Here is an 18,781-nt window from a genome sequence, read left to right as displayed (position 1 = left end):
TCCCAATGGCTGATTCAGGCGTTAAATCGCCCAACATACCTTCTTCTTCGATCGTCGAAGACTTCATGGGCAATCGCAACGGCTCAACCGTTCGTATTCCGGCCGATGCGGCAGCACTTCAGTTGCTGGCAACTGGACCGTTTCAGATGCTCACCAACGCCGGCAAGCTGTTCGAAACCTTAGCCGAGCTGAATGCGGCGGCGGTGGGCGATTTCACGCCTTGGGTGTTTGCCGATCCAGATGGCGAAAAGAACGGAATCTATCGCCGGATCGGTTCGGCTTGGGTTTGGGCGATGCCGCTGCCCTACAGCTTTATCAAGGCGACGAACTCCGGCGTTGGCACGCCTTCGGCCATTCAGGCAGACACCGGCATTCCCGTTTCGGAGGCCGCTCTGGTCATCGTCCCGATCGCGGAGACGAGCGATGAAAGCCCCGTTGCGATCTCGTTCAATGGTCAAGCCGCCCTAACGGTCAAGTCGAACTCGGGTAATGATATTGCCGAAGGCGGGCTGATTGCCGGCATGCTGATTGTCGGTGTCAAAGACGGCGAGACGTTTCGGCTGATAACCGATCAGGCTAATTCCGCGATCGTGGCGCAAGCCGAGGCCTTTGCGCAGCAGGCTCGCGGTTATCGAGATGATACCGCCACCGCTGGCGAAGAGATTGCGGAATACATTGTTGAAGCGCAGGGCTGGAGCACCAAGGCCAAAGAGTGGGCCGTCTCCATGAACCTGATCGATGGCAGCTACCACTCTGCCGCCTATTGGGCCAATCAATCCTATCTCACTGGTGGGGTTCCGATTGGGACCAAGGTGGCAATGTATGGGAATGGCGCGACAACGCCTCCCGGCTACATCAAATGGATTCCGGGCTTTGAAGTCACCTCGGCGCTTCCCGATCTACGCGCTTATGGCCTTGCCAACGGTTGGGCAGTCAATGGTAACGGCAACCCGGTCCTGCCAGCAGGGGATAGCTTGTTTGAACGCATGTGGTTGCCCGGCCAGACCCGAGATGCGGGCCGTGCGTTTGGTACGGTGCAGGCTGACGCCTTCCAAGGTCACAAGTTCGAATTACTCACCAACGCTGGCGGTCGCGGTACCTCTACTGTGGTTGGGCAGGTTGACGTCATTGACGGCTCCACCACGGGTTCGGTCACTAATCGCATTGGGAACCCGATCACTGATGGCACAAACGGAGCACCCCGCACAGCTACTGAAACCCGAGTGGCTAACGTCACCTTTACGTGGTTCATCAAGGCCTATAGCGCCCCTATCGACGCCGCCACGGTCGCTGCGGCTCAGGTGCTCAGTGACTTGGCGGATGCACGAGCGCGGGTCGCGGCGCTTGAGGCTTCTCAGGGCTGGAAGTATGTCGGCAGGTATCAGCCGAGCGCTGCGGCATACGCCCTTGTCCCGAACCTAAGTGCGTACAAGAAAATCCGCCTCAAGGGACGCGTGCAGAAGTCTGTAACGAACGAGGCTATTCTCCTTCAGTTCAGTGCAGACAACGGCAATGCGTTTGTCACCACATCGACGTACGGCCAAGCCTATTACGGTCAGCAGGCAGCGGCAGCGATGATCAACACCTCAAGCCTTTCGGGCGTAGCCATTTCGGTCACCAATCTGGTGAACTCCAACGATATGGAATTCGAGATCACCATTGATCGGCTGAACGAGGCGGCTCAGACCCACATCCTCGGTAAGGCTGGCGGATACAACACCTCCAGCGTGCTTTTCGCCACCAGTTACTATGCCCGCCAGACGGACAGCACGATTTTTAACGCTCTCCGGCTGATAGCGCCCACGGGTACGCTTACCGGAGACTTCATCGTAGAAGGTATTGCCGCATGACAAAGATTTTTGATGGCGAGGTTACGCGTGACATGACGCCCGAGGAGGAAGCAGAGCTGGAGGCTTTTCGCCTGTCGGCTCTGCCAAATCTGGCCGGCGTGCAGACCGCGCTCAAGGCTGCGATAGACAGCCAGGCCGAAGCGGAGCGCCTGAGATACATCACGCCGGGGGCTGGCCAAGCTATGACATATCAGCAGAAGGCAGGCGAGGCCTCCCGCTTTCTCGCCGACGCTGAGCCGAATCCAGCTGACTACCCGATGCTTTCTGCCGAAGTTGGAATTACGGCAGAAACCCTTGCCGGCGTCGCCAACGTGGTCAACGATGCCTACATTAATTGGCAGATGATTGGGGCAGCGATTGAATCGATCCGACTGAGCAATAAAGCGGCGATCGATGCTGCAGCCGACATAGGCATTGCTCAGGCGATCTTCGATGCCATCGTGTGGCCACTCCGGTAAATGAGGACCTTTCAAGCAGCCGCTAAAGGGCGGCTCTTGGCGAATCAGGTGATCCAAAGACCAAGGTCGGCAGGCTGCAATCCCATTCTGCGAGCTGCCGCATGGCCTATTGCTTGTCCTACAGTCGTTAGCTTCAACCTCCGGAGTTGTGTCTTGTCCCACGCGTCGATGAGATCGCCGATGTTTGGAAGTTGCATCCCTACAACCTCTCGAAACTCGTCTGGTGTAAACGCGGAGCTTTCATAAATTGCCCAAAGCCCAAAACTGGCTTCCTCATCCAGTAAGTGCCTCGCTGCCTGCTCCTGAAACGCAGTTCGATTTCCAACCTTGAACTGCAACTTAGTCGAGTCATGCAGGCAGCTAACGAGATTCTCATCTAAAAATGGCCGATAACTCGCCCACCATTCCGAATTTATTCGGGATTTCTCAAACCCTTTGCTGACGACGCCGATACACGAGCTTCGGATAATTTGCATGAAGTCTTGTTCGAAAGGCGAAACGTTCGCGATTCCGAGGCTCTCTAGGTAGTCATACGAGGATGACTTAACAGAGACGTCGGGGACGAACTGCAGTAGCGCGCCCAGCAAATTTATAAACTGTTGATAGTTCCGAAACTCCCTGACCGTGTGTCTGAATACGTGGGCAAGCCCGAGTTCTGCGAACTCATTACGAGTGAGCAGGGCAGATTTCTCGATCGCGTCATTCAAAGTCAGCGTCAAGCGAGAGCGGTCGTTTTGCATTGATCGTTCGGTTACCATATCGGTCAGTATGTCGCCCAGCTCACTGTCCCCAGATCTTGCGAAAGCCTGCTGCGCGCGACCAAGAACATACTGAAAATCGGGGTCGCGAAACGCTTCAGGTCTTCCTCGCGCGCCTGGCACGAATTGAGCCAGCACTTGATGCCGAAACGCATCCAGCCGCTGCTCAACCATCTCACGTGCGTTCTCGGCGTAGGTGTCCATGACCTTTTTTAGCGCGTCGAAAACCATCATCATGTCCGTCGCAGACAAGCCGATATTCGTGTCACGCGCGCTCTGGATAATATGGCTATCGGATGATGCTCTCGCCTTTTGGTCTGTCATTTAAGATTGGTGTCCCGACCTGATTGTATTACGGTGGACCCGCTGCTGGCTTTGGCACTCTGGCGCGACCGATATACTGTCAGTCCCCCAGCCACGCCGATTACTACAGTAACCAAAATCCCTATCGCCCACTTCAGTGTGTCGCCATCCATCTCATTCCTCCAAGGTTGGTTAGTTGTTTGCTTTAGCCGCATCCGGTTCGGCGATTCCGTCTGCTAGTACCTAAGGTGGCAGAAGATCGAGGCTTCAACAACGCGGCTCAGACCCCACTATATGTTTTATCGGCTATGCCCCTCTTTCAGTCGCTCGAAATGCTCCTCTACTCGCCGGGCCGCTTCCGAAAGACTGTCGTACATCGAAGCCCTTGTAGTCCGCGTGGTATTCGCCCAACCATGTCTCTCGCCACCTGTAGCGTGGCTGACACTCTCCGTCGCTCGTCGCCATATTCACTATCTTTTTAAGCTTTGCCTGATGTACTTATCATATGGCAAAGTCTCCACGCTCCAAGCCGCTCGTCGCTGACGATAAACCGCTTCGCAGTCGCGTTCGCAAGCCGCGCGATCCTTCCCAGCCGCGCCTCCCACTGGACCCGATGCCGGCGCGTGTCGAACCGTGTTTGGCGCTGCTGAAGCCGCGTCCACCAATTGGCCCAGATTGGTTGTATGAGATCAAATGGGACGGCTACCGCATCGCTGTCCACCTTCAAAATAAGCAGGTCAGGATTCTCACTCGTGGCGGCCACGATTGGACACATCGTTTCCCCGCGATCGTAGGGGCAGCAAAACGCCTTGGGGTTGGGAGCGCCATTCTCGACGGCGAAGCGGTCGTTCTCGATGAGCAGGGCCGATCGGATTTCAGCGCGCTTCAACAATCGCTCGGTGGTCGCGGCGGCAAACTGAACTCGGGAGCATCAGTGATGTATGCATTCGACCTTCTCTATTTCGACGGCCACGACATCCGAGGCCTTGAATTGACGGCGCGGCGCTATTTCCTGCGGCAGCTTCTTGAAGGATCGCAAGACGCCATCCGGCTATCCGAAGATATAGAAGGCGACGGGCGGGAAATCTTCGCCGCCGCCTGCAAGCATGGGCTTGAAGGCATCATTGCCAAATACAAGGACAGCACCTACCGCTCAGGCCGGCTTGGCGAATGGGTGAAGGTCAAGTGCATCCAGAGCGACAGCTTCATGATTGTCGGCTACGAGCATTCGTTATCAGCCCGAGGCGGCATCGGTAGCCTGTTGTTGGCCGCCCGGAAGGGCAGTGATTGGGTTTATGTGGGTTCTGTCGGTACCGGCTTCAGCGAACGTGTAGCCGCGCAGCTCCGCAACACGCTCGATCGGATCAAGCGTAAGGCACCACCGCTACAGTACGATGGCCGACGCAAGGAATTGGTTTGGGTGCAGCCGACACTCATCGCAGAGATCGAGTATCGGGCATGGACGCATGACGGAAAGCTGCGCCACGCCTCTTTCAAAGGCCTGAGAGAGCGCCAGGACAACGCGGCGGTTTTCGAGCTGATTTGAAGTCCTTCGTCGCAAGACCAGACGGACCGTTAAGTTTCAATTCCCCTGAATCCATGGAAGACACTGCCACGCCTTGCAGCTTTGGTATGACAGGATTTAATGCGCATTGAATGAGGAAGTGCAAAGGGGCAGGCCACACATGCAGGAACACGCGCCACAGAAGGGTAAACCAGCCAGGAAGGGGAGCTGGCCGACGGCATCCGTGATTTGGTTGTTTGGTGCGACGCTGGCCTCTCTCGCTTGGGTTGGTCTCGCGGTCTCTTTTCTAGCCGGGCAGGAACCCGGGTGCGCGGTCACCAGTTGGCGTGCGTGTTTTGAGAAGGTCGGCGATTGGGGAGATTTTTGGGCCGGCACCTTCTCGCCCCTTGCATTCCTCTGGCTGGTAGTTGCGGTGATTTTGCAACGAGCCGAACTAGCACTGACGCGTCGGGAATTTGAGGACAATCGAGCGGTCGCTAAGGAGCAAGCCGAGGAGTCTCGGCGACAGGCGACTTTCATCGGAAAGCAAACAGACATCCTCGTTGAGCAGGAAGAGCAGCGAGCCGCAGACCAAGCGAAGAAGCAGTTCGATGGAGCTGTGGAAGTTCTTGCAGCTCGCCTTCTGAACTATGATCACATCTGGACGTTTTTCGGCGCATCGGCAGATTTGGTCGGTCGGGGGTTGTCGTTCCGGCTTGAAGACTACGAAGGCGGCAGCGATCAGCGGATCGTGATAGGCACTGGGCAAGAGCTACGCAGCTCCCTTAGACAGCTGAAACTATCAGCTATGTCGCAGATGGAAGCGCGATACCCGGTTGACTTTGTCCGGGTCTATCGCAGCGTTTTGGCTTGCATAACCGCACAGGACGCCCTCGAAGGCGCAGCGCTGACGATTGCAAAGAACTTGGAGCTGAGAAATCTGCGCTTGAATATGGAGCGTCTAGTCAACATGACGCCAAACCTTACAGACGCATTCAACACCGATGGCGATCTTGATGACTAACGCCACGCTGAGAATTTGTGTTTTGGTGTCCAAAAGCTAACGCCGATCTGTCCAGAAGGACGCGCCGCGCCACAGTAGCCATCTCATCAGCCCTCCTGGCACGCGTGTGGGCCGGCAGAAGACAAGCGATCGCGCAGCGCTGCTATCGCAGCGTCCTGTCGAGCGAGCTTCCTCGATAGCGCTTCGGCCTCCGGCTGACGCTCTGCGGTTAGCCCGGCAAGGTTGACGCGATAGCGCTCGAGTAAGGTGCGGCCATCCGGCGCCTTACCGCGATGGTATCCGGTCTGGCGTTGCGCAAGCTGCGGCAAGATTGCCGTCATCCGGCGGGTGATCTGCCTGTCAATGGGTTCCAGCTGCCTCTGGGTCTGACGGCGAACGTCTTCCATGCGAGAGAGCTGGGTTTCAGGTGACATTACCGGCGCCATCATGCCGCCCTCGTGCTCCAACCCACGAAGCTCGACGGACCGTCATAAGCGGCATGGCGCGCGAGATCGATGACAAATCCAAAACGCCCGCGTCCGCCGTACTCATCATGACTGACGAGAAAACGGCGTTCCTCAATCTGGAAATCGCGATTGCCAATTTTGGTGGCGACGACCTCGGTCATGCCGGAATGCTGATTGGATGCTATCGCAGAGATGACGACCCAGTCGTCGGCATGGACGCGCTCGAACTCAGTACGATCCTTCGACCAGGATTCGCCGACACTGAGCGGGCGGCCGCGAAGCTTCTCCCAATAGTCCGGAACGCTGTTGCGAGCAGCTTCGTCAGCACATCGGCGCTCGTAGCCGGTGAAGAGATCCGGGAACGTCAAGGCGACGATCGCCCATTCGCAATCTTCCTCGTACCAACCGCCCGCGCTTCGAACCGATGCGTCGACCTGACGATTTCGGTCGGGTGATAGATGAAAGCCCCCATGCCCTGAGGTCGAGTGGCTCACTATTCCCTCGGCATAGATCGTCGCCAGCTGTGAGCCGCCCCAAGGCGTGCTCGCAGACATGCGTGTCTGGACACGAGCCAGGGCAGATAGTTCCCGCATGTGCTCCGCGGTTTCGATCACCCTCAGACGGAAGGCAGCTTCGTCGGCCACGCGACCATCGTGGCCATAGAAATGGTGATGTCGCACCTCAGCAAGCGGCTTGGTGATGCGCCACGCGCTGGCCAGAAAGAAGGCGCCGCCTCCGTTGGAAATCATACCGAGGAGGATTTCGCGGATGCGTGCGACGGGAAATCCGTCGGCGCTAACCCCGAATTCGACGTCATCGGTCGCTGGGAACATGGACATTGGATCAGTGGCGGAAAGAGTTGTGGGTCCGTTCATGGCCGGGCTCCTTGTTTGGAGGTCCTGAAAAGCAAGCCGCCGCCGGAATAACCGGCGGCGGTGCTGTGAAAATCTGGAAGGGATTGGTACAATTATTCGGCCGCGATACCGTAAGCCGCTTCGTGATCGTCGAGCGTGCCGGGCTCCTCATCGGAGCCGACTAGATCGGAGGCATCGACCTCGACATGCTCGTCATTGGGAACGGCCTCCTCGGTTTCGACTTCGTCTTGCTGGCCGGTGTCGTGATCAAGGTGCTTGAGAAAGGCGAAGACCTCCGGCGGCTCCGGCGCGAACCGAGCAGAGGGATGGACGAGGTTCGCATCGCCTCCGAAGTGAGTGACGAGAGCTGAGCGGGTCTCGCGGACGCGTGCTCCCGGTTCGAGGCCGGCATCCTTGGCGACGCTTTCAAGCGCCTGACGCGAGAGGGATGTGAGGAACTCCTCGCTTCCCATGTTCGGCAGGTAGCCGTCCGCGCCAATTGCCTCGCCGGCGAGACGCGACACGACGCCGCTGTTCGACATGCCGCGCCGGCACGAGAGCACATCGATCAGGGCCGCACGTGCCGCGACGCGAACCGTGTCCATGTCGAAAGACAACCTGCCATCCTCGGTGACGAGGCGAGCCGCATGGCGGCCGAAGCGCACACCGCCATAGAGACCACCTTCTGCGCCGGAGTCGACGCGAACATTCTGGCCGGCGAACGCCAGCACAAGGATTGCCATCAGCATGTCGTCTTCGATTGGAGCGCGGCTGAGGGCATCGTGCAGGGCGTCGGTGCGGAAGTCGCCAATCATGTCCTGACCCTTCTGCGTGACGTCAGGACGCGCCTTCGGTGTCGACCCGTTATCACTGTCAACGACACCGTCGGCACCATTGGCACTGCCGCCCTTAGGCTTGGTAGCCTCGGGCATGCGATAGTGAACGGTCTGAACCTTGCCGTCGCGATCGAGATAGAGGCCTGCTTGATCGGATTTCGAGGGCTTGCCGTAGACCTGGCTTGCCTTCTTCGGCAGTTCCGGTTGGCCCCAGCTGTTAACTTCGACGATCGCGCCGCGCTTCGGCAGATTGTTGGTCATCCATTCATGCTGGGCGCCGAGAAAGCCCTCGACGTTGGTTGTGTAGCGACTGTCCTGATCGGCCGGTGCGAAGAGGTCCTCTGCCCACTCGATGCCATAGGCCTCGCGCAGATCGTCGCCGAAGCTCGCATCCTTGGCGAACATGCGCTTCTTGGTCAGGGCATTGGCAATCGTCCACCAGGCTGCGGTGTCGCCCTTCCTCGGCTTGTTCGCCTTCCAGACTTCCTTCTGCTCGCCTTCGCCGGCGGCTGCAATGATCCGAAGTTGCTGCTCGGACGGTATGTCGCCCAGTGCCATTTGTTCCAGCATTGCCGGCAAGACGTTTGCAAGCAGCCGCAGCTTGCGGATCTGGCGGAGGGGGAGTGCCAGCGCGACGGCGATCGCGTCCTCGGTCCAGCCGAGTGCGACCAGCCGCTCAATGCCGCGCCATTGGTCAACCGGGTTCAACGCTTCGCGCACACTGTTTTCGACCATCGAGCGCATGGCGCCGTTGTCGTTTGAGGCATCCGCGACGAGGATCTCTATCTCCTCGAGGCCGGCTTCGATCGCCAGGCGCACGCGGCGATGGCCGGCATCGATGATGTAGCCATTTCCACCATCCGCCTCGGGCGCAACGACCGGCGGCTGGACGATACCGACGGCCTTGATCGTCGCCAGCATCAGCGCATCGGCCTGCGGCGACGACTTTGTCTGACGCATGCGGTCGGGATTTTCCTTCAGGGCGCGGGGATCGATCGTCTTGATCTGCATGGGACTGTCCTTTCGGGAGAGTTTCGGGCCAGCGCCTTGCCGACCCTTCCTGTCTTCATTTTTTTCTCGAAGACATCTCCCGGACCGCGGGGCGGCCGGACTGCCGCAACTGCGGCCGAGCATCCCTGTTGGGCAGGTCAAGCGGGGCACTGCCCTGCGAAGGACGACCGGCCGGGATCGCGCAGGCGGCAATTGAGCGAAAGCGACGGCAGGAGGACCGATCTGCGACCGATTCGCTTTTCATCGCTCTTACTTCATCATTCTCTAATTCATTTTGCGGCGACGACCTGGCCGAATGACGCGAGGGGACATCAATGACCACCCGGGCCAATCACGAACATCACCGGTCCGAAAGACCTAAGGACGCCTTTTCAGAAGCGAGAACGCGTCAGCGATCATCCGCTTCAGCGTTGGCTTTCGATCGGTCTCAGCGACCGACGATTGGGCAGCGGAAGAGGCGTTGATCTGCTCGGCAACTTCGGGATCGGCAACCGTGGCTGCGCGAGAAATAGCCGGTTTCGCAGGAACGACGATGTGCGAGACGGTCGTCTCGTCGAACTTCACGGTGACGGCGACTTTGTCGCCGGAGCGGATCTGGTCGACCGCAATTCGAGCAGCGGCGTGCTCGTCTTCAGCTTCGATGAGAGAGGTCTGGGTGACAAGATAAAAAGGCATCGATTCCCGCAATATTTTGACTTTGATCTCATCGAGTTCGAGCATCGGTCAAGGCATGGAAAGCGAAAAGGGCGCTCATCCCGCGTGGGGAGCGCCCTTTTCTTGATCCCGGACGATATCAAAAGCCGCGGGTGTTGCCGGCGGCAGAACATCATCGAAACGGGAAGTGATCCTCAGATATTGTTGATAGCGTCCGATTTCAAGTCGCGGCTTAAGCAACCCCCTGATAGATGTCGCCGCCCACCTGATCAATCCCAAGTCGAGGCAAGATGAGCACGGACCCTAGCACCCGGAAATCCATCGCGCAGCGCGCCATCGACAGGGCGAAAGCCCAGGGCATGTCCATCGATGAAAATCCAACCTTCATCGCGCTTGTCGACGAATGGGTTCGCGGCGAGATCGATATCAAGCAGATGCGCGAGCGCTACCTCGACAGCCTCGCCGCCAAGGAGGCGGAGCAACGCGAGCGCCTCGCGCGCAGGCGGGCGGGACCAGAACCAGGCGAAGCCTGATTGCGCCCGGTTCCGGACCGGGCATCTAAGCGGCCTCCTGCGTGGCGTCTTCAAGGGCGGCGGTCGCGAGTTCCTCTTCGATCCCGCGTAGAAGGCGACGCTTCTCTAAGAGCTCGTCGGCGAACTGAAAGGTTCCGCCCGTGCGGGAGCGATAGGACGCCAAGCGTCGCTCGGCGTCGTCCAGGCGCTGGCGATAGCGGCGCTGCTCTTCCTCGAATCCGTCGAGCCCATGCTCCACCCGTGAGATGGCGCCAAGTGGGGTGACAGTAATGGCAAGCTCGATCTCGTAGTTAGCGCCCGTGCGTTGGAGGAGGGTCTCGTAGCGATAGCCATCACCCTTGCCGAACCGCTCGCCCTCATAGACGAGATCGAACCCGCCAATCTTCGCTACGTGAACCTCGCCCTCCTGTTGCAGTTGCAGAAGCGTCAGGATCTCCTTCATCAAGGCGCGGCCGGCCTCCTTGCGCTCTGTAAAGGTCTCGCCGAGCACGGTCATGCTGAAGGCATCGCCTGATGTGGGCTGAAGCCGCTCGACGTCCTGGCCGATCTCACCTATGCGCCGGGTTGAGACTTCGATCTCGCGCTCCGCGTCTCTCATCTGCCTGCGGACAGCGTACTGATCATCCTCATGCGCGGCGCGCAGCCGTTCCAGACGCGCGATGTCGGCCTCGAGCCCGGCTTTCTGCATCAGTCGCTCGTCGCCGGACGCGATCGCCTTGGCCATGGCGAACTGATTGGCGGCGCCTTCGCCGATATCGTCAAGCCTCCGGATTGACGTGTCTCCGGAAAGCGCAGCGGCGATGAAGCGGGCCTTTCGCTCATTGTTCTGCCACATGGACGCATCGAGCGAGCCCTCGGTGGCATAGGCGAAGATATCGACCTCGTCATGCTGGTTTCCCTGGCGAACGATGCGGCCCTCGCGCTGTTCGATCTGCGACGGCAGCCAAGGAACGTCGAGATGGTGGAGCGCCTTCAACCGCAGCTGAGCATTGACGCCGGTTCCCATCGTCTCGGAGGACCCGATCAGGAAACGCACCTTGCCGGCACGGACATCGCCGAACAGCCGTTGCTTGGCTTCGGTCTTCTTGAAGTCCTGCATGAAGGCGATCTCGGAGGCCGGCACGCCAAGCCGGACCAGCTCGCCGCGAATGAAGCGATAGGCCGAGAAGCCCCGGGTTTTCTCGACATTGATCGTGCCGAGATCGGAGAAGATCATCTGTGCCGCACCCGGCAGATCGAAGTCTTTGCCATCCGGGCGGCGATAGAGGGTTTCGCCGGTTTCCTCCCAGATGCGATGCGCATTGCGGACCAGGAGGTTGAGCTTGTTGTCCACCTCGTTGTCGGCCGCTGGCGTGACGAAGCGCAGGTCGATTGCCGCATGGCGGCCATCGGTGATGACGGACAGCAGGATATCATCGCCTGGCTTGGCCGGACCCTCGCGCTGCTCGATCATCTTGATCCTACTCCCGAGGGTCTGCTGATATGACTTGAATAGCGCCGTCGGTTTTGCGGTCAGGATCTGCCGCCGGCCGGTCGAGATGTCGGGCACCCTCACATACTGCCGCAGGTCATCCGGCACGACCACGTCGGCAAACGAGCGGAACATCGCGATCAGCTCGGGGACATTGACGAAGGAGGCAAAGCGGCTGACCGGCTTGTACTTGCCAGATGGTTGGATTTCGAGTTCGGTGGTCGTGTCGCCGAAGCAGGAGGCCCAGGCATCAAACTCGTGCAACCCGCGCTCGGCAAGCGCCGCATGGCCGAGCAGGCGCTGGATCGAGAACATCTCGCCGAGCGTGTTGGTGATTGGCGTACCAGAGGCCAGCACCAGCGCCCGGCCGGGGTTTTTCGTCTCGATATAGTGGGACTTCACGTAGAGATCCCAAGCACGCTGCGAGCCATTCGGATCGATGCCCTTCAGCGTCGACATGTTGGTGGCGAAGGAGAGCTTGCGGAATTCCTGCGCCTCGTCGACAACGATCTGGTCGACACCGATCTCCGAGATCGTCAGCAGATCGTCCTTGCGGGTCGCGAGCCTTTCGAGCCGCTCCTTCAATCCTTCCTTCAACCGCTCGAGCCGCTTGCGCGAAACTCGGTCCTCGCTATCGACCTTGGTCAGCAGCTCCTCGTAGAGCTGCAATTCGTCCTGGATCATCTGCTGTTCGAAGGCCGAGGGCACGGCGATGAACCGAAACGCCGAATGCGTGATGATGATCGCATCCCAGGTGGCGGTCGCTGCCCGCGACAGGAAACGAGCGCGCTTGTCCTTGGTGAAATTGGTCTCGTCGGCGACGAGAATGCGGGCATTGGGATAGAGCGCGAGAAACTCGCGTGCTGCCTGCGCCAGGCAATGGCCGGGTACAACAAGCATCGCCTTGGCGATCAGACCGAGCCGGCGTTGCTCCATAATCGCGGCGGCCATGGTCATCGTCTTGCCGGCGCCGACGGCGTGGGCGAGATAGGTCGAACCATCGGCGATGATCCGCCAGATGCCACGTTTCTGGTGGCCATAAAGAACAAAGGCGCCAGAGGCGCCGGGAAGTTTCAGATGGGAGCCGTCGAATTTGCGCGGCGCGATATTGTTGAAACGGTCATTATAGTCCCGCGCCAGGCGGTCTGTGCGATCGGGGTCGGTCCAGACCCAGTCCTGAAACGCCTGCTTGATCCTCTGCAGCTTGTCGCGCGCGGCCTCTGTGTCGACGACGTTCAGCACCCGCCGCTCGCCATCGAAGTCTTTGATGACGTCGAAGATCTGCGGGACGCGGCTGTTGAGCGCATCGGCAAGCAGCTCGCCGGCATGTCGCCGACTGGTGCCCCATTCGGATGTGCCGGCCGCCGAAAGCCCAAGCTCTCGCGCCTCCACGGTCCACGAGCCAAGCTCCGGCATGTGGTGGATGCGGATTTCGGCCTCCATCCGTTCCTTGACGAAGGCGACGACGTCGGCGGCCGGGAGCCACGGCGCGCCGAGACGTGCGGTAATGTCCGACGGACGCAGATCGGCTGGCTGGACGTCCTGAAGGGAGCGAACATTGCGCTCGTAGACCGGATCGAGCTCTGCCGCCGCCTGCGCCGCCGCCAACTTGGTGCGAACGGATCCGGAGAGATAGGCATCAGCCGTCTTCCACGAACCATCAGCCGGATCGTGGAACACCGTGTCACCGAGTTCATCGATGACTGTGGAGATATCGCAATGGAGAAGCTCGGCGATATGATCGAGATCGACATGGCCGCGCTCATTGAGTACCACCGCCAGCGCATCAGCCGCATTGGTGATGACAGGCGACATTGGCGGAGCGATCACACGGGTGGCGAAAATCGGACCCGGCTTCGCCGTGTCGGTCTCCAGATCATAATCTTCGATCGAGGCGACGAGCCAGCAATCGGGATCGTCGCGGAAGGGCGCGAGGTTCGGTTGGCGATGCGTCTCCTTCACCTCGCCGGTTTCCGGATCCTCCTGGATCGAAACGGTCGTGTGGTTGATCGGACCGAAGTCGCGCACGAATGCCGACCAGGCGAGACGAAGCCGAACCTGCAGGTCGCGCCAGGGCCGATCGGTCTCCTGCGCCTTCAAGACCTCCCGGACAGCATCACGGATCGGGATCAGCTTCGAGATGATCCGCACATGCTTTTCGGAGATCCCGTCGCCGGTGCGGCCCTTGCGGATCGCCACAGGCGCCGCCGCACCATCAAGCATCTGCATCAGGCCCTTGGCACGGTCGGTGAAGAAGCTGCCTTCGCGGACAGGGCCGTCCTTCGGTTTAAGATCGACGATTTCGGCGAGCTCGTCTTCCAGATCAATATCAACAGCCGTGGGTTCGCCATCGTAGAGGCCTGCCGGAAGAAGATCGATTGCCGCGGCGAGGGCGGTTTCGAGATCGGATCCATCGCAGGCAAAGCAGGTGTAGGTCTCGCCGAACGGCCCCGAGGTGAGGGCATGGGTGCCGAGCACGAAGTCGGGATGGCGGGCGAACCAGCAATTGACGCGGATTGCACCCTCGTCGGCGGTCGCGGCCTGAACCTCGTCCACGTCGAGCCATAGCTGGTTGCCCTCCGGCTCGCCCACCTTGCGCTTGCGGAAGAAGAGGATGTCAACGACGACATCTGTGCCCGCATCGCGGCGAAAGCTCCCCTCTGGCAACCGGATCGCCGCGATCAGGTCGGCGGATTTGGCGATATGCTCGCGCGCGGCTGTGTCGGCCTTGTCCATCGTGCCATGCGAGGTGACGAAGGCGGCCAATGCTCCGGGCCTCAGCAGGTCGATCGAACGGGCGATGAAATAGTCGTGCAGGCGCAAGCCCAGCGATCGGTAGGCGCGGTCCGAGCGGACCGTGCGGTCGGAGAAGGGCGGGTTGCCGATGGCGAGATCGTAGATTGGCGCCAGGGCGGTGCGCGCGAAATCGCCTTCGACGATGCGAGACCGCGGCTGCAGCAGGCGCACGATGCGGGCCGTGACCGGATCGAGTTCGATACCCGTGAGATAGGCGTTGTCGCGGAATTCCTCCGGCATCAGCGCGGGAAACAGGCCGGAGCCGATGGCGGGCTCGAGCACGCGACCGCCTCGCCAGCCAAGACGATTGATCCCGGCCCAGATCGCCCGGACGATGAACCCAGGCGTGAAATGGGCATACTGGGTGCAGCGGGCCAGCGAGGCGTAGTCGGCCTCGGAGACAGCGGTTTCGAGCGAGGAACCGAGCGCGTCCCATCCGTGGCGGAAATCGACCTCGCCCGGCCGACGGAACATGCCATTGGCAAGCTCTCCGGCGCCGAAGCCCGTGAAGCGGATCAATTGGGCCTGCTCCTCAGGCGTTGCGGGCCTCTCCTGCTTCGCGATGCTGTCGGCGACCAGGATCGCCGCGACATTGGCGCGGGCGCGGTCCTTCCACGAAACGCCGAGGCCGCGGTCGTCATCGAGATAGAAATTCTGGCGTTGTCCCCGCCGACGCGTCGGGGCCACCGCGGCCGGCAACGCCGGGGCGAGGGGCGGCGGCGTAGGATCCGGATCGTCGTCATTGGCGGCCAGCGTGTCGAAGCCGCCAAACGCGGTGACACCAAGGCCAAGGCCTGAAGAGAGTGCAGAGCTGCCGAACATGTCGAGCGTGAATGGATCGTTGCTCATCGGGGGTGTTCCTTTTTGGATGCGCGCCAGCGCTCGTCCGCCGCGATAGCAGGCTGGAAGCGCTCGAGGGATTGAAGGGAGTGGCGGCGACTAAGCCGCGATTACCGGCAGATGCCGCATGTGAACGGGGAGCTTTGCGGCGATCTCGTCATCGGTGAGGTCGTCGAGGAGCTTCAGGAGCGTGCCGTCGGTGCCACTCCACAGCATGACCGTGCGCTTTCCCTGCATCGCCGGTGGAAAGCGATCGCCGGCATAGCCGCGATAAGCGTCGGCGGTGCTGCTCCAGATATGCTCGAGGCGCTCGTCCCGGGTCATGGCGCGCACCGGCTGTGTTTCGCGGTCGAAGATCGTCGCCCGCATGGTTTCGACCGAAGTAGGATCGGAAAGGTCGCAATAGCCGTGGAAGTACCTGACCTTGCCGTCGATCCGCAGCGCGAAGAAAATGCTTGTCACCGAGCCGGTCAGGAATTCGCGCAGCGCGAAGATCGCCCCGCGCATCCACAGTGGCGGCAGGATATCGAGCATGTAGTCATAAAGCGCCTCATCAATCTCGAACCACTCTCCGCTGTGGAGGGGAGCGGCATCGGTCTCCCATCGGTTGGGGCGCTGGTTATGCCGATCAAACAGCCGGAACATTTGCGGGCGCGTTGCGACGCCTTCGAAGATCTTTCGGATCGGGGCAAGGGTGTTCATCTCTGGCTCCTTCAGGGTTTGGGGACTTGGGCATGGCCACTCCATCACCGTCTTTTCAGTCCCTCGTGACACCTTCCGGGCCGCCGGCATCCCGACCGGCCGTGTCAAGGGCCGGCTTCAGCCGGGCGAAGCCTCCCTTGATCCGGTCGGCGGCGATGCGGCACGCCTCTCTCCTCCTTCACTCTTCAATTTCTCCTTTCTCTCCTGCAGGACTACGTTCCAGTCGTCCGCCGGCGGCCGAAGGCGGACCGAGGGGCAATCAACCTGTTTGGCCAGGGCCTGAAGACGGCGCGCGAAGGCATCGCCTTGGCTATTGGCATCGGTGGCACAGACGAGGTGAGTGCCAGGCCGAGCGAGAAGCTTCAGCAGCGCCGCTTCGGTTTTAGGAGACCATCCGCCGCCGGTGCTGAGATACAGACTGCCGTCCTGCAGATTTTCGATCGCAGCGAGGCTCATCGCGTCGATCGCGGCCTCCGTCACGCAGAGACGAGGAGCGTCAGGCGCGCCCAGGCGGAAGAGAACTTTACTGCCACCGGTCGAAAAGCCGCGCCAGTCGGGCCCCCGCTCTTCCCATCCAACCACCAGTCCAGCGCTATCGGTGTGGGCAGCCCACATGCTGCCAAACGGCCCTTCTCGAACGATCCCTTGATCGATAGCCGCGCGCAAGATGGCGGTCGGAATCGCGCGCATCCAGCAAAGATACCGCCAAGCCCCGGATCCGGAACCTGGAAGCCGGCGGCCTTGCCATCGGGCCAGAATATCCGCAGGCTTTACCTCGGAGAGCGGCTTCTTCCAGATAAGAGGCGCAGATTTGTAGCCAATGAAATCGCCGACCCGGTCGACCGCGTCCGAAAACGTCAAATGCTCAAGCAGGGCCATTAGGCCGAAGACGTCGCCTCTATCGTCGCTCAATGGGTCAAACCAGCCGCGGCCTTCGTGCGTGACAATGACGATTTCGGCGCCACGCCGAAACTTCACCGACCGGCGCGTGCTTTCCTTGATGTCGACCGCAAAGCCAGCCTCTTCTAAAACAGCAGCGCAGCTTACCGCTTCACGGATTTTCTCGATTTCTTCTCTCTTCATAGTTTTTTCGATCGCCTGCGATCGCTCCTCATTTTAACTCCCCGCAAAGCGGCGGGACATTTTCCGGCCGCCGCGAAGAGCAGAGGGGGCAAGGGCGCGGGAGGCAAGGTGCAACCTTGCACCGCCCGCGGCGAAGCTTCCCTTGCGGCCGACAGGTCGCCAGCGGCACGCGGAACGGCAATTGCCGGGTCAGTGAGTCGGCCAGGGAAAAAACTCGTGCACGATGTCGAGGTCGTCGCTCGCGTCGATTTCGTCAGAGGGCAGCACGCCAAATTCGCCGTCCACTTTGAAGACGGTGACCGGGACCATAAGGTCGCGGGAGAGCTGGAAGGCGTGGGACTGAGCGAGGAAAAGATCGTGCGACATGTGCGAGCTCCATTTGGAAGCGGGCCGATCCCGCTCGATGGCTCCGAAGAGGTGCTGAGACGGGCGCGATCACGGCGCAGGCGGAGCCCAGCGGCCGCAGCTTGCTAGCGGACCCCTTGTGGGTTGATCGTGGAAGATCCGGATCAGGACCAGGACGCCATTACAGAGAGCGGGGTGGGCGTGGTCTCAGGGGACGTAAACCATCGCTGACGATCGAGATTGGACGCACCGTGCGTTACTCCGGCTCGCAGTGGCTGGCGAGGTAGAGCTTGCTGGATAGGGTGTGGCGGTCGGCTTGTGATCAGCCTGTGAACATCAGAAGTTCGGGTTGCCCGCGATGGTCAGAGAGGGCATTAGCGTAGCAGTAGCGATTCTGCAGTCTGACGAATGGAAGTGCGGCATGAAGCCAATGCATTTCGAAGGGACCATGTTCGACCCAATGCGCGAATATCTAAGAATACCGAGCTGTGTTGAAGTCGTCCGCGCTCACGAGATCATTGCGGCATCGGAGGCCAACTGCGAGCTTTTGCCGGGATGGGTCGGTGAATGCTATGAACGTGGCCAGATGGTTGTTGCCGCTACCGGCGTCACAATCTTCAATGGCCCGGAGGCTCTCAGAGCTCACCCAAGCGACTTCGTCGTCCGCGATCAAAACGGAGTTTTTTCGGTCTACGATGTGACTGCTTTCGAGCAAAGTTTCGTTCCAGCTCACTGGGCGGAAACCTACAAGCTGCATGCGGCTTAGGTGTCAAAGCGCTAGCTGGTTCTTGAGGGGCATAAACCGGCCTTCCTGTCGAAAACAATCCCTACCGCGCTCCCAGTGCGCGGATTAGCGTCAAATTTCCTTCGCGTTGCAACAAGAAATTTTTAAACGACAGATTAAAATCGACTAGCTTTAGCGCATTTTTTTAAAATCGATTTAAAACTCTTTGATCGCGAGACAATCCTTTCAACCCAATTGAAAGTCCAGGACGCCATCGCACTCTTTCCTACGCCCGGGGTTACATTCGACCGAACCTACTCGGCAAATTCCGTAGACTGCCCCGAGAGTATGGTGCTCGTGACATGCGTGAGGCGGGCGACAAACTATAAGAGAAATTCTGATACCGCAATGTGGCGGAGGAGTTGGAATGTCCGCCGGCTTGCAAAGTAGTAATGTCCGACTGGTCGCCACACGGCACATCGACCAGCCCCGATCTGAGCGGCTGATACCGGTTGCAAGATCAGATCGGGGGCGGGTGGTAAATACACCTCTTCGGCTTTAGCTTTGAGACGCCTCACTCCGCAGCCTG

The 18,781-nt window shown here is 60.0% G+C and carries 15 protein-coding genes; 6 read left to right on the top strand and 9 right to left on the bottom strand.

Annotated features, from left to right (window positions below):
• The first annotated feature begins 5 nt into the window (after window positions 1-5).
• Window positions 6-1,850 (top strand): hypothetical protein, encoded by a 1,845-nt coding sequence (locus ASE04_RS12750; protein ID WP_056817750.1) that lies wholly within the window; start codon window positions 6-8, stop codon window positions 1,848-1,850.
• Window positions 1,847-2,308 carry a hypothetical protein gene (locus ASE04_RS12745; protein ID WP_056817749.1) on the top strand — a complete coding sequence of 154 codons (462 nt, stop codon included), beginning with the start codon at window positions 1,847-1,849 and terminating at the stop codon, window positions 2,306-2,308. The genes ASE04_RS12750 and ASE04_RS12745 overlap by 4 nt, the downstream gene beginning before the upstream one ends.
• A 44-nt stretch (window positions 2,309-2,352) precedes the next feature.
• Here ASE04_RS12745 and ASE04_RS12740 read toward each other — a convergent pair whose 3' ends face one another.
• A complete protein-coding gene (locus ASE04_RS12740) occupies window positions 2,353-3,390 on the bottom strand; it encodes an LPO_1073/Vpar_1526 family protein (RefSeq protein ID WP_056817746.1) in 1,038 nt (345 codons plus the stop codon).
• Between the two features lie 484 nt (window positions 3,391-3,874).
• Here ASE04_RS12740 and ligD point away from each other — a divergent pair, with 484 nt between their 5' ends.
• Entirely contained in the window at window positions 3,875-4,915 is a 1,041-nt protein-coding gene (gene ligD / locus ASE04_RS12735) for a non-homologous end-joining DNA ligase (protein ID WP_056817744.1), read from the top strand.
• Window positions 4,916-5,054: 139 nt separating this feature from the next.
• The gene (locus tag ASE04_RS12730; RefSeq protein WP_056817742.1) at window positions 5,055-5,897 is read left to right on the top strand and encodes a hypothetical protein; all 843 of its coding nucleotides are present in this window, start codon (window positions 5,055-5,057) and stop codon (window positions 5,895-5,897) included.
• A gap of 86 nt (window positions 5,898-5,983) precedes the next feature.
• On the opposite strand, the gene ASE04_RS12725 is transcribed toward ASE04_RS12730, so the two are convergent.
• The 4 genes from ASE04_RS12725 to ASE04_RS12710 form a co-directional block, all read right to left on the bottom strand.
• Window positions 5,984-6,325: a hypothetical protein gene (locus ASE04_RS12725; RefSeq protein WP_056817738.1), complete on the bottom strand. Its 342-nt coding sequence runs from the start codon at window positions 6,323-6,325 to the stop codon at window positions 5,984-5,986.
• Window positions 6,322-7,218, bottom strand: coding sequence for a DUF7007 domain-containing protein (locus ASE04_RS12720; protein WP_082597323.1), 897 nt, complete (start codon window positions 7,216-7,218; stop codon window positions 6,322-6,324). The genes ASE04_RS12725 and ASE04_RS12720 overlap by 4 nt, the downstream gene beginning before the upstream one ends.
• A 92-nt stretch (window positions 7,219-7,310) precedes the next feature.
• On the bottom strand, window positions 7,311-9,044 hold the full coding sequence (locus tag ASE04_RS12715) for a ParB/RepB/Spo0J family partition protein (RefSeq protein WP_056817734.1): 1,734 nt from the start codon (window positions 9,042-9,044) through the stop codon (window positions 7,311-7,313).
• Between the two features lie 357 nt (window positions 9,045-9,401).
• On the bottom strand, window positions 9,402-9,719 hold the full coding sequence (locus ASE04_RS12710) for a hypothetical protein (RefSeq protein ID WP_082597327.1): 318 nt from the start codon (window positions 9,717-9,719) through the stop codon (window positions 9,402-9,404).
• Between the two features lie 269 nt (window positions 9,720-9,988).
• Between ASE04_RS12710 and ASE04_RS30665 the strand changes: the two genes are divergently transcribed.
• On the top strand, window positions 9,989-10,231 hold the full coding sequence (locus tag ASE04_RS30665; protein WP_156408766.1) for a hypothetical protein: 243 nt from the start codon (window positions 9,989-9,991) through the stop codon (window positions 10,229-10,231).
• Window positions 10,232-10,256: 25 nt separating this feature from the next.
• On the opposite strand, the gene ASE04_RS12705 is transcribed toward ASE04_RS30665, so the two are convergent.
• From ASE04_RS12705 to ASE04_RS31170, 4 genes are all read right to left on the bottom strand, one after another.
• Window positions 10,257-15,347, bottom strand: a complete 5,091-nt coding sequence (locus ASE04_RS12705; RefSeq protein WP_056817730.1) for a DEAD/DEAH box helicase family protein — start codon at window positions 15,345-15,347, stop codon at window positions 10,257-10,259.
• Window positions 15,348-15,437: 90 nt separating this feature from the next.
• The gene (locus ASE04_RS12700; RefSeq protein ID WP_056817728.1) at window positions 15,438-16,040 is read right to left on the bottom strand and encodes a DUF1419 domain-containing protein; all 603 of its coding nucleotides are present in this window, start codon (window positions 16,038-16,040) and stop codon (window positions 15,438-15,440) included.
• 117 nt (window positions 16,041-16,157) lie between these two features.
• Window positions 16,158-16,919 carry a DUF3991 and toprim domain-containing protein gene (locus tag ASE04_RS12695; protein WP_244490389.1) on the bottom strand — a complete coding sequence of 254 codons (762 nt, stop codon included), beginning with the start codon at window positions 16,917-16,919 and terminating at the stop codon, window positions 16,158-16,160.
• A 393-nt stretch (window positions 16,920-17,312) separates the two neighbouring features.
• Window positions 17,313-17,489 (bottom strand): hypothetical protein, encoded by a 177-nt coding sequence (locus ASE04_RS31170; RefSeq protein WP_056817724.1) that lies wholly within the window; start codon window positions 17,487-17,489, stop codon window positions 17,313-17,315.
• 328 nt (window positions 17,490-17,817) lie between these two features.
• Here ASE04_RS31170 and ASE04_RS12685 point away from each other — a divergent pair, with 328 nt between their 5' ends.
• On the top strand, window positions 17,818-18,234 hold the full coding sequence (locus tag ASE04_RS12685) for a hypothetical protein (protein WP_156408765.1): 417 nt from the start codon (window positions 17,818-17,820) through the stop codon (window positions 18,232-18,234).
• Window positions 18,235-18,781 lie beyond the last annotated feature (547 nt).

The organism is Rhizobium sp. Root708 (assembly GCF_001429725.1).
Lineage (GTDB): Bacteria > Pseudomonadota > Alphaproteobacteria > Rhizobiales > Rhizobiaceae > Rhizobium.
Note: the sequence above shows the minus strand (reverse complement) of the source record. Positions and strands in the feature narration are given on the sequence as shown.